Origin of the sequence: Okeania sp. SIO2B9 (assembly GCF_010672505.1) — a bacterium.
Lineage (GTDB): Bacteria > Cyanobacteriota > Cyanobacteriia > Cyanobacteriales > Microcoleaceae > Okeania > Okeania hirsuta.
The window spans coordinates 1-10,930 of record NZ_JAAHGK010000078.1; the positions used below are offsets into that span (position 1 = coordinate 1).

Sequence of the window (10,930 nt, forward strand, 5' to 3'; positions counted from 1 at the left end):
CTTCTTCAGCTTTAATTGTTCATAGTACAGAAGCTGGTAATTTGTTCTATAATCCAAATGGTGCTGCAGAAGGTTTTGGTAATGGTGCTCAGTTTGCTAATGTACTTCCTGCTTTAACTGCAGACGACTTTGTTTTGCGAGCTTAGTTCCCATTTATACCTACACTTATAAGTAATAATTAGAGGGCAGGTTTTTAGAACTCGATCGCGCTTAAGTTAAAGCTTTCAATTAAACCTGCCCCTACAATTTTTTTTTACCTTTACAGGACTTACGCATAAGGTACGAAAAATTAGGATTTGAGATGGCTTCTGTGTGGGTCGCAATGACTAAAATTCGTTGTACTGTGTAAGTCCTATTTTAATTAGAGCTACCTACTTACCTCTGAATTTAATGCTTGTTTATTCACGAAATTTCAATCCAGGAAAAGGGTAGAAACAACTGCTTTTAGTACAATCAATAGCCCATATAATCCCCATTTTCTCTTGTTTAACCAACGTTCTCTACCACATCTAAGACACATATAATGGTTGCCGTTGTTATTATCTTTTACCCACAAACAATTATTTTGGTTACATTCTTTTTGCATGATTTTTTTGTTCCTAAAATCAACCTACAATTTCAGGATATCTAATCGTTATTTTGCTGTACAGGTAGACTTTTTGACTCTACCCTAATTTTAATTAAGAGTAATTTGGGGTAATTTGAGGTAATTTGGGGTAAACAATTTACCCTTTTGTTAAAAAGCACATTTTCAGCTATACTCGATGAGGAGAAAGTACAAATTAGACTGATGGGGAACTTTGAACAGTGGGATAAATTTTTGATAACTATTGCTAACCAAGCTGATTTGAAGGGTGAAGATAGAGAATTTTTTTTCAAGAGATTTGACATAAAAAATGAAAATTTGACGGAAGAAAAATTTCGCGAGCAATTCCTTAGCAATTACTCTAAATACACATTTGAATATTACAGAAAAGCAGTTTTTCGTCAATTAAAAATTATTTGTAAAGATATAGACCATGATAGAAAAGGTAAATCTAAAGAAATCTTCAATTGGCTGAAAAGAGAATATGAAACTTGGTATACTCGAAAAGAACATCCTGATATTTTAACAGAATTTCCACAAAAAGTTTCTACTTTTAACAATTTTGATGTTTTACCAGAATCTCAACAACAAGTTTATAATCCATTTATTCCATTGACAGGAATTATAGATAATCCAAAGCTCTTTTTTAATAGAGAGCGAGAAATTAATAGAATTTTTGAGGTACTTAATAGTGGTAGTAGTGTTGCTATTATTGGCAATAGTGGAGTGGGAAAGTCTTCTCTGTTGAGGGCGATCGCTCAAAAAGCTACTCAGTATCTCCGGCAACCTCGAAGGCCAATATATATAGATTTGCAGCATATTCATAGTGATGATGATTTTTATGCAGCACTTTGTGATGAAGTTGGTATTGAAAAGTGTAGTGGTTATAAATTAAATAGAAATATCAAGAAATATCGAATTTTACTATTGCTTGATGTGGTAGAAAATATGATTTATGACTGGTTTACCAATCAACTTCGTGGTCAGTTACGCGCTTTAGCAAATGATATTGTTCCTCCTTTACGTTTGGTAGTTGCTGCTTCTAAGAGACTAGATATTTTATTTCCAGATAGCGGGGATAAAACTTCTCCATTTAAAAATATTTGTATTGAAGAATATCTAGAACCTTGGAATGAGGAAACTATTTGTGCTTTTATTAAGAGTCGCCTTCGGGCTAATTTTTTGGAGCAAGAATATCAAGGAATTAAGTTTAGTGAGGATGAGATTTCAGAGATTATTAAAACAAGTGGTGGCTATCCTATTGAAGTAATGCGTCTATGTTATGAACAATTTGAGAAGAAAAAGCTATAGTATTTCTGGCGTTGCTGAATTGAAGTATGAATTTGCGATTGTTTGCTTCTGGTCAAGCCCCCGCGCATCCCCCAATTTTGGGGGACTTTTAGAGTTTTATTCCCCCCAATTTTGGCTTGCTCGGGGGGCAAAATCATACCCAGAATCAGCAACGCCGTATTTCTTGAATCTATGAGGTATATTTCCAACTATTCTTTATTCCCTATTCCCTCCTACAATAACTAAAATGACTATATTTCCCCACGATCAATTTGCCAAACAATATTTAGAAGAATTACTATCAAGTATTGGGGAAGTAAAAACACCCCGTGAAGTTCGAGGAGAGGTCAGACAAATAGACGTTTGGTTTTCACCCCAACCACAACTTCAAGGAAATCCAGAAGAATGAGGTAATTATTGAACAAATTATGGAGTTGCCAAAAGAAGATTTGAACAGGCTAATTTTACAGTTATCTAACTTATCTCATGGCGAATTATTAGCTAGATTTGGAGGAGAGAAATGAGATTATCACTACTTTTTACTCAACCTTTAGAAGAGGTTACTCAGTTGGAAAAACAAGAAGGAAGACAACAAGGTATACAACGAGGTATACAACTAGATATACAACTAAGAAGACAAAAAGGGTATCAAGAAATGCTCGAAAGCTTGCTTGTATTTCGCTTTGGCAAATTAGATAGTCAACTAGAGGTAATTCTTGAACAGATTATGGAGTTGCCAAAAGAAGATTTTAACAGGACAATTTTACAGTTATCTCACTTATCTCGTGACGAATTATTAGCGAGATTTGGAGGAGAAAATTGATGAAATTATAGTAATAATGTGGCAGGGACGTTCCATGGAACGTCCCTACAGGGTTATCATTTTTTTAATGTGGTTGATTATTATCGAATAATTAATAATTAAATAATTGAGGTTAAAAGCCTCCCCTCGACCAAGAGAAAATAAATTTTTTCCTTTTAGTAAATCCTCTTCCTAAAAGGGAGAAGTAATTATCCATTATCAATTATCCATTATCCATTATGAAGTTGACTTATGAAATTGACGATATTTTAGCTGAATTTAACTACAGTTTCCAAAGAACAAAATTGTCTTTACCTACTTCAAATCGCCAACTGGAACGTTTGCCAGAGTTACGTCAGCGAATAGAGGATGTTTGAAAAGTTGTTTAATACTGAATTTTGCCCCCCTAGCGCCCCAATTATGGGGGGAACAAGAATCTATTAGCTGGTAAAAGTCCCCCAATTTTGGGGGATTTAGGGGGCGAGTGATGTAGCATAAGGGACTTCTCAGACAACCTCTTAGAAGTTGCTCGTTACTGTCAATGTCAGCTCAGAATTGAATATCCTTTGAGTGTGAATGAAAGGTTAAAGGGTAATCTTGATTACTTGCTACAATCTAATTCTCAACTGTTAGTAATTGAAGCAAAACATGAGGATATGACGCGAGGTTTTACGCAGTTAGCTGTGGAGTTAATTGCATTATCTGAATGGGAACCGGAACAGGATTTAATTTTTGGTTGTGTGACTATGGGCGAACTTTGGATATTTGGTATTTTGGATAAAAAACAACGTTTAATTCAGCAAAATATTGATTCTTTGAGAGTTCCTGGGGATGTGGAGGCTTTAGTTGATGTGCTTGTGGGAATTTTGGAATAAAAGTAGTTCTGTCATTGCGTTAGCGCAGCTTTGCGATAGCAAACGGCAGCGTTTGCGCAGCATTCCGTCAGGAAAGCAATCTCAAACTCCCAAAAAAATGTAATTCTGTCATTGCGAGCGGCAGCGAGGCAATCTCTCGATACCTCTGAGATTGCTTCCTTCCACTGCGTTCCAGTCGCAATGACTATAATAACAAATTATCCAGATTTGATATAAGTCTTATTCTCAGGACTTACGCAAAGGCACCATTTATAGAGTGCCAAGACTATTGGCCAATAGTTTTTACCACTATATATAGCTTATCTGCGTAAGTCCTAATTCTATTAATTTTATAACCTATTTGCCAACAATAATGAAAAAAAACAACGATTCTGTTCCCCGTCTCGATCTAGCACCACAACTGAAGCGCCCCCTCTCTATTTGGAATCCTTTGGATTATTTGCGGTTGTTGTATTGGGTGTTTTTCTTTCCCCAGGCGTTGCGGTGGTATGTGGAAAATTATGGGGGGGTAGAAGGTTTAACGAAACAAACAACCTGGAAAAGCAGGCTAGAATTTCTGCGCGAGCATCCTAACCAGTTGAAATTGTTGTTTCAGGGATTAATTTTGACTGTTTGTGCTCCCTATTTGTTTTGTAAATTGTTGGAGCAAATGGGTTTTACGATTAATTGGTTTGGCATGGCGCTCGGCGTATTGTTTGGCGTGGTGTTTTGCGTGGTGTTTGGCGTGGTGTTTGGTGTGGTGGAAGGCGTGGTGTTTGGTGTGGTGGGAGGCGTGGCGTTTGGCGTGGTGTTTGGTGTGGCATTTGGCGTCGCACTTAGCGTCGCGCTTGGCATACCGAGAAGTATACAGGAAGGTGTACAGGAAGGCGTAGCGTTTGGCGTGGCGTTTGGCGTGGTGGGAGGCGTGGCGTTTGGCGTGGTGGGAGGTGTGGCGAGAGGCGTGGCATTTGGCGTGGCATTTGGCGTGGCGAGAAGCGTGGCTCTTGGCGTGGCATATAGCGTGGTGGGAGGTGTACCGGAAGGCATAGCGTTTAGCGTGGCGTATGGTGTGGCGATTTGGCATCCAGAAAACTGGTTAATTGGCGTAGGACTTAACTTCATATCAATTCAGAATAGTAATCGTAGTTTTCTCCTACCTAGAATGACTCCTATTCCTTTACCCTTAGTAACAACTCGCTTAAAATTTTGGTTGAGAAAGGATTGGCAACTAGGTCTAGAAAACATCAATCAACTGTTAAGATATAGCCTACAGTTTATTCCGGTAGTTAATGCTATTAATCAGGTACTAGCAGAAATTCCCCCAGAACAGATGATTTATCGAATTTCTCAGCTAGCAGAAAATCCTTATGATTGGAGACTTGTAAAATTTGCCTCTGCATCTCCAGTAGAAGAGTTGAAATTACAGTTTTTTAGAGGATTAGATATTTTTAGTCTTTCAATAGTCTTATCAGCACCGACTCGCTCAGACACTCTATCCCGCGCAATAGCTGCAGGTTTCTGGTATCTATACGAACAAGAACCCGAAAAAGCAACAGCAGCATTTGAGAAAGTACGCTCTCTACTCTACGGGGAGGAAATGTTCCTACTAGCTCAAACTCTAACTCAATTTCGACTAGCAACATCTCCTTATACAATTGTCGAAATACAAATTCCCAACTTTCCACCCGAACCTCATCTACACCTCACCACTTGGGAAGCGCTCAAAAGTTTGCGTAGCCTTGTTGAAGATTTAAAAGCCACCTCAAAGTCAGCTCATCCATTTGCCCTTGCTAGAGCTATAGGTCAATTAAGAAAAATCCTAGATAATGCTGATATACTTCCCCAAGCAGAACGAGGTTTAATTGTTCGTATTACTCAAACTTGGCAAAAAGCGTTAGAAAGCATTGCGACAAATTTAGAAGATACATCTATTACAGAACCCATAGAAAATCCCTATGTCATTGGCGATCCAGTAGAGGGTTACTTGTTTGTGGGTTGCAAAGATATTATGAGAAAGCTTGAGGAACTGTGGGTTAGGAATTCTCACAAGCAGTCAGTTGTTTTGTTCGGTCATCGTCGCATGGGAAAAACCTCTATTCTGCGGAATTTTGCTAACTGTTCCGGTTTAGATATTCAAGTTATTTATGTCAACCTGCAAAATTTAGGAGCTATTTCTGAGGGAATGGGTGAAGTATTTTTAGCCATAAGTGATGAAATTTCAGCAGCTCTCAGCTTTCCCCCTCCAGACACAGATGAACTCCTGAAACTTCCCCAACGAACCTTTAAACTCTACTTACAACAGGCAATTAAAAAATTAGACAACAAACGCTTAATTATTGCCCTGGATGAATTTGAAGAAATTGAAAATCTAATTAAAGCCGGACAACTCCCCCCTAACTTCATGGCAGTATTGCGGGGGTTCGTGCAGATGAGTCCGAAAATTGCCTTTGCCTTCGCTGGGTTGCACACTCTTGAAGAAATGACAGAAGATTACTTTCAGCCATTTTTTGCCAGCGTTATTCCCATCCGCGTCGGTTTTTTGAATAGAGCAACAACTAGGCAACTCCTCGCTAACCCCAACCCAGACTTCCTGCTCACCTACGAACCAGAAGCAATGGATCGCATTTACGACCTAACATTCGGACAACCCTACCTAGTGCAACTACTGGGATTTTTACTTGTCCGTCGCTACAACGACCAAATGTTTGAGCAGGGAAGACCACGAGAGTCAGTTTTGACCGTTGCAGATGTGGAAGTTATTATTCGTCAAAATGAACTATTCCAGAATGGGCGTTATTATTTCACAGGAGTTTGGGGTCAAGCGGCTCAAGATGCACCGGGACAGCAAGATATTCTTAGAGGTTTAGCTCACTATCCAGAAGGTTGTAGTCGTGCCACTATCCAGGAAATTACAGGTTTAGAAGAAAGTATATTAAATGATGCTCTTGAAACTCTTGCTCGCCACGATGTCATTATCGAAACTGAGGGCAATTTGCGGTTTGCAGTGGAACTATTTCGGCGTTGGGTAGTGGGGAATAGGGATCTGTTCGTAGTTGGGCTTTAGCCCTCTTTAAGACCGACGGAAGACCCAGGAATGAAGATTGAGAAAGGGAAGGAAGTATAGAGTTTCGACTTAGTTAACAATTTGCGATACGGAGCGCGACATAATACGCTAGTTCTCACAGACAAGTAGTAACGAGGGTGAAATTTGCATCTTCTGCACTAATCGCTGCTTAAGCATTTCTGGCAGTCTATCTATATAGACATAGACCTCTCTAGAAATCCCGCTCCCTACTAGAAAGGGCGTAGTAAGGGTTTGAAGGCTTTTTTAGTTATGTTAATTGACAAAGACTTAAATGTAAGTATAGAGTGTAAAGATGCGGTCAATTTGACCGTCAATGCCTGTGGATGAGTAACCGCCGACGGCCTCAGTAGAAGCAGGAAGTAAACATCAATTTGTCACGTTATGTGACGCTTTGTATCAGTTTTATGAAGCAGTAGACAATTGTATCACTGGATTTCAGATTAAAGGGCTAAAGCCCTACTACGAATGGGGCTAAAGCCCTACTACGAACGGGGCTAAAGCCCTACTACGAACGGCTATTTTTACTAAAAATCTAAGCGATCGCTCCGCCAATATGCTCTAACTAATTTAATTTCATTATAATTATAACGTTCTTGTAAATATTCATAAATAGGTTTCAATGCTCCATCTCCTACTTCTTCTATTGCAGCAATAATTTTTTCCTGATGTTTGGGTGTTACTAATTTATCAATATCTACTGGTTGCTCTTTTTCTATTAATTCAGCTAAATGACCAGCAACTGTGCCAGAACTTATTCCTCTTTGATTAGCAATAGCATCAATACTTAATCCTTGTTTATGCAATTCTAATGTTTCTATTTGAGTAAAAGAAGGAACATTATCTACAACTTTTGCTAATTCTCGAATAGGTTCTGAATTAGTAGGTAAAGCATTCTCAGCACAATAATTTCTAATAGCTTGAATAAACTTTTTTCCATACTTATCTTGTTTCCGACTACCTACTCCAGAAATATTCATAAATTCATCCAAAGTTTGAGGTCGTTTCTGTGCCATTTGTTGTAATGTTGTATCTTGAAAAACTACATAAGGAGGCACATTTTCTTCATCAGCAATTCGTTTCCGCAATGCTCGCAATTCTTCAAATAATCTTTGTTCATCTGCGGCTAAAGAAGTAGTAGTTTTTTCAATTTTACGTTTCTTTTCTATGGCAATTTCTACCTTTTTTCTTCGCCCCATTACATCCCAACTATTTTGATTAAGTTTCAACACTGAATAACCATCAGTTGTTTCATCCATTAAACCTTGATGTAAGAGAGATTTTGCTAAATGTTTCCATTCATCAGCACTTCTATCTTTACCAATAGCATAAGTAGAAAGTTTGTCATGTTTTTTGTCTAAAACTTTCTGACTTTTAGAACCTCTTAAAACATCAATAATATGATTCATACCAAACCGTTCTTTAGTTCTCGCCACACAGGACAAAAACTTCATTGCCTCAATAGTCCAATCCTCTATTGGTTTGGGATATTTACAGTTATCACAATTTCCACAATTTTCGGGCAAATCTTCACCAAAGTAGCCTAATAAAATTCGGTGACGACATTCAGTAGCATCTGCATAATCAAGAATTCGCCTTAACTGTTGATAACCAATTCTTTGTTCTTGTTCATCAAGTTTTTGAGCGATTAAATATTCAATACTTTTCTTATCGCCATAACTAAAAAATAGAGTACATTTAGCAGGTTCACCATCTCGACCAGCTCTCCCAGTTTCCTGATAATAACTCTCAATATTTTTAGGTAGATCGTAATGAATTACAAATCTAACATCTGGCTTATTAATACCCATACCAAAAGCCACAGTTGCCACAATTACATCAATATCATCTCGGATAAATTTAGTTTGATTAATAGCTCTTTCCTCATCATCCATTCCAGCATGATAAGGTAATGCAGATACATGATTTTGTCGTAATTTATGAGCAATTTCATCAACTTTTTTTCGACTATTACAATAGACTATTCCAGAACCACCAAGTTTTCTAATTATTTGCAATGTTTCAGCAAAAGTATTTTTAGCATTAGTTTTTTGACGGACTTCATAATATAAATTTGAACGGAAAAAACTAGCAATATGAATATAAGGTTGTTGTAAATTTAATTGAGCAATAATATCTCCCCGGACTCGTTTTGTCGCCGTAGCAGTTAAAGCCATCATCGGCACATCTGGATAACTTTCTCGTAACATTTGTAACTGTCGATATTCTGGGCGAAAATCGTGACCCCATTCTGAAACACAGTGAGCTTCATCTATGGCAAAATTAGAGATACCTTGTTGAGCATTAATTAACTCTAAAAATGGTAAAAATCTCTCTGACAATAATCTCTCTGGAGCAACATATAAAAGTTTGATTTTGCCCTGCATAATATCTGTTTCTCGTTTTCGAGTTTCTGTCAGTCCAAGACTGCTATTTAAAAATGTCGCAGCAATACCATTATCTTGTAAACTTGCTACTTGGTCTTGCATCAAAGAAATGAGAGGAGATACTACTATTGTTAAGCCTGGTTTGAGTAATGCGGGTAATTGAAAACATAAAGATTTTCCCCCACCAGTAGGCATAACAATTAGCATATCTTTTTGTTGAAGTGCTGTTTCAATAATTTGTTTTTGCCCAGGGCGAAATGAATCATAACCAAAGTAATTCTTTAAATGTTTTTCTAAAGATGGTTGATTAAATTTTGTTTGATTTTGCACCGACATAGTGATAATTAATTTAAAAATTTATTATATTGTAGGTTGGGTTAAGCGCCAGCGCAACCCAACAAAAAAATGTTAAATTAATTTTGCACAGGTACTTAAACTTTAAGGAAACTTCCTGGAATTTCTGCTAAAGATATTTTTCATCAATTAGTTAGAACTGCTCTTGAGAATCAGGGTTGGATAATCACTCACGACCCCTATCGTATTGATTTAGGATTTGTTTATTTTTATATTGAGTTAGGTGCATAAAAGTTAATTAGTGCAACAAAATATGGTGAAAAAATTGCTATTTAAATTAAAACTTTTTTGGCAGCTTCAACAATTTATGAGTTTCACACTGCAGTTGGAAAATTAATTAATTTTTGTATTGCTTTGGAGGAATAAGAGACAGAACGAAAATTATATTTAGTAATTCCATTAGAAATTTATATAGGAGTCGCCATTACTATATTTGACATATCAAAAGCTTAACACTCAGACAACACTAGATTTTTATTTCTTCCTTCTTCCTTCTTCCTTCTGCTATAAACGCTTTTTTAAGTATCCATTCATTCAAACTGTAATTCATCGTAACCAAATTCCATTAATTATTTATGATTTTGAAAAGGAGGCGATCGCTCAATGGATAAATTAGATTTATATCGTCAATTAATTCAGGAATTACTAACAGCAAGAGCTAAGTTACGTTCTCCTAATGACCCAATCAAAAGTCAAACAATTTTTGACCGCGAAGGAGAACACTATCAACTTGTTAATTTGGGATGGAAAAATAACAGTACCAGAATTTATGGTTGTGCTATTCATGTCGATATTATTGATGGAAAAATCTGGGTACAACATGATGGGACTGAAGAAGCGATCGCCGACCAATTAATAGAAAAAGGAGTTCCAGCACAAGATATTGTTTTGGCCTATCATCCACCTAATCTGAGAAAATATACAGAATTTGCCCAAAATTAACTATTATTGTAAAGTGGATGATATGGCTCGCCAAGCTCGCTAAGGATTTCAATCCTTGGCTAATAGTTTAAGTCATCTTAAGATGACTCTTGAGGAGTATGCCATCTTTTTAATCAATTTGACTTTTGATTTGAAAGTTTTGAACCTATCAAATCTTACTTTTAACTTTTGACTTTTGACTTTTAACTTTTCAGGGGTTGCGAGAATTTAACCAACTCTCCAAATCTTCTAGACTGTTGAAATCTAACAAATCTTCTCCTAAACTTTCTAACTCTTCAACAGCTAAATCTTCAATTTGATTATTTATTGAAGTGGGAATATCTTTAAATCTTTTTTTCAGTAAACGCATAACAAAAGCGATCGCTTTTGTTATGCGTCCTTCGACTTTTCCCCTAGCTTCTCCTTCTTGTTCTGCATAAGCTATTTGTCCTCTTTGATCCTGCAATGCTATGGCCCGACGCTCAACCATTTCTAACTCTTCTGGTGTCATATTAATTTTATTAGCAATGTTTAAAGCTTGTTCAATTTCTGCAACTACTCCCAAATTCTCTGGAATATAATCTAAGCGAGCAGCTTCTTTAAGAAAGAAAATCCACTTCTCTGTCAAAGTTTCTAACTCGGCCAAAGTTTTTA

At 37.0% G+C, this 10,930-nt stretch carries 12 protein-coding genes; 9 read left to right on the forward strand and 3 right to left on the reverse strand.

All coding sequences use genetic code 11. The annotated features are described in order from the left end of the window. Nucleotides 1–412: 412 nt before the first annotated feature. Nucleotides 413–586, reverse strand: coding sequence for a hypothetical protein (locus F6K13_RS04980; protein WP_161564481.1), 174 nt, complete (start codon nucleotides 584–586; stop codon nucleotides 413–415). A gap of 147 nt (nucleotides 587–733) precedes the next feature. Here F6K13_RS04980 and F6K13_RS04985 point away from each other — a divergent pair, with 147 nt between their 5' ends. From F6K13_RS04985 to F6K13_RS05010, 6 genes are all read left to right on the forward strand, one after another. After that, complete coding sequence (locus F6K13_RS04985; protein WP_287286939.1) at nucleotides 734–1,897, forward strand: AAA family ATPase; 1,164 nt, start codon at nucleotides 734–736, stop codon at nucleotides 1,895–1,897. Nucleotides 1,898–2,123: 226 nt separating this feature from the next. Further along, nucleotides 2,124–2,285 carry a hypothetical protein gene (locus F6K13_RS04990; RefSeq protein ID WP_161564482.1) on the forward strand — a complete coding sequence of 54 codons (162 nt, stop codon included), beginning with the start codon at nucleotides 2,124–2,126 and terminating at the stop codon, nucleotides 2,283–2,285. A gap of 111 nt (nucleotides 2,286–2,396) precedes the next feature. Then, a complete protein-coding gene (locus tag F6K13_RS04995) occupies nucleotides 2,397–2,699 on the forward strand; it encodes a hypothetical protein (RefSeq protein WP_124144650.1) in 303 nt (100 codons plus the stop codon). A 218-nt stretch (nucleotides 2,700–2,917) separates the two neighbouring features. Then, nucleotides 2,918–3,055 carry a hypothetical protein gene (locus F6K13_RS05000; RefSeq protein WP_287286945.1) on the forward strand — a complete coding sequence of 46 codons (138 nt, stop codon included), beginning with the start codon at nucleotides 2,918–2,920 and terminating at the stop codon, nucleotides 3,053–3,055. Between the two features lie 195 nt (nucleotides 3,056–3,250). Then, complete coding sequence (locus tag F6K13_RS05005) at nucleotides 3,251–3,553, forward strand: hypothetical protein (protein WP_192901105.1); 303 nt, start codon at nucleotides 3,251–3,253, stop codon at nucleotides 3,551–3,553. A gap of 352 nt (nucleotides 3,554–3,905) precedes the next feature. Then, on the forward strand, nucleotides 3,906–6,596 hold the full coding sequence (locus F6K13_RS05010) for an ATP-binding protein (protein WP_287286946.1): 2,691 nt from the start codon (nucleotides 3,906–3,908) through the stop codon (nucleotides 6,594–6,596). A 545-nt stretch (nucleotides 6,597–7,141) separates the two neighbouring features. On the opposite strand, the gene recQ is transcribed toward F6K13_RS05010, so the two are convergent. Continuing rightward, the gene (recQ, locus tag F6K13_RS05015) at nucleotides 7,142–9,337 is read right to left on the reverse strand and encodes a DNA helicase RecQ (RefSeq protein WP_124144652.1); all 2,196 of its coding nucleotides are present in this window, start codon (nucleotides 9,335–9,337) and stop codon (nucleotides 7,142–7,144) included. 180 nt (nucleotides 9,338–9,517) lie between these two features. On the opposite strand from recQ, the gene F6K13_RS05020 reads away from it, so the two are divergent. From F6K13_RS05020 to F6K13_RS05030, 3 genes are all read left to right on the forward strand, one after another. Next, complete coding sequence (locus tag F6K13_RS05020; RefSeq protein WP_240038920.1) at nucleotides 9,518–9,586, forward strand: XisH family protein; 69 nt, start codon at nucleotides 9,518–9,520, stop codon at nucleotides 9,584–9,586. A gap of 202 nt (nucleotides 9,587–9,788) precedes the next feature. Next, nucleotides 9,789–9,971, forward strand: coding sequence for an element excision factor XisH family protein (locus tag F6K13_RS05025; protein ID WP_240038919.1), 183 nt, complete (start codon nucleotides 9,789–9,791; stop codon nucleotides 9,969–9,971). Further along, nucleotides 9,959–10,297, forward strand: coding sequence for a XisI protein (locus tag F6K13_RS05030; protein ID WP_124144653.1), 339 nt, complete (start codon nucleotides 9,959–9,961; stop codon nucleotides 10,295–10,297). The genes F6K13_RS05025 and F6K13_RS05030 overlap by 13 nt, the downstream gene beginning before the upstream one ends. Nucleotides 10,298–10,487: 190 nt before the next feature. On the opposite strand, the gene F6K13_RS05035 is transcribed toward F6K13_RS05030, so the two are convergent. After that, nucleotides 10,488–10,930, reverse strand: a 443-nt coding sequence (locus tag F6K13_RS05035) for a DUF4351 domain-containing protein (protein WP_287286947.1), incomplete at its 5' end; no start/stop codon positions are given.